The organism is Clostridium sediminicola, assembly GCF_050402865.1.
Taxonomy (GTDB): domain Bacteria; phylum Bacillota; class Clostridia; order Clostridiales; family Clostridiaceae; genus Clostridium_AF; species Clostridium_AF sediminicola.
The window spans coordinates 1-256 of record NZ_BAABMF010000095.1 but is presented as its reverse complement, the minus strand read 5'-3'; the positions used below and the strand labels follow the sequence as shown (position 1 = coordinate 256).

Genomic DNA, 256 nt, shown 5'->3' with positions numbered 1-256 from the left:
CCCCTGCGTGCAAGGCAGGTGCTCTCCCAACTGAGCTATACCCCCAAAAATGGTGGACCTTCAGGGACTCGAACCCCGGACCTACCGGTTATGAGCCGGTTGCTCTAACCAGCTGAGCTAAAGATCCATAGTTACCTGGCAACGTCCTACTCTCCCACACAGTCTCCCGTGCAGTACCATCAGCGTGTTGAAGCTTAACCTTCGTGTTCGGAATGGGAACGGGTGTTACCTTCAAGCTATAATCACCAGATATATA

1 tRNA gene and 1 rRNA gene are annotated in these 256 nt (G+C 52.3%); both read right to left on the bottom strand.

Annotated elements, in window-relative coordinates:
* Positions 1 to 50: 50 nt before the first annotated feature.
* Positions 51 to 127, bottom strand: a tRNA-Ile gene (locus tag ACQ3F0_RS26910).
* Positions 128 to 133: 6 nt separating this feature from the next.
* Positions 134 to 250: ribosomal RNA gene (rrf, locus tag ACQ3F0_RS26905) — 5S ribosomal RNA — on the bottom strand.
* Positions 251 to 256 lie beyond the last annotated feature (6 nt).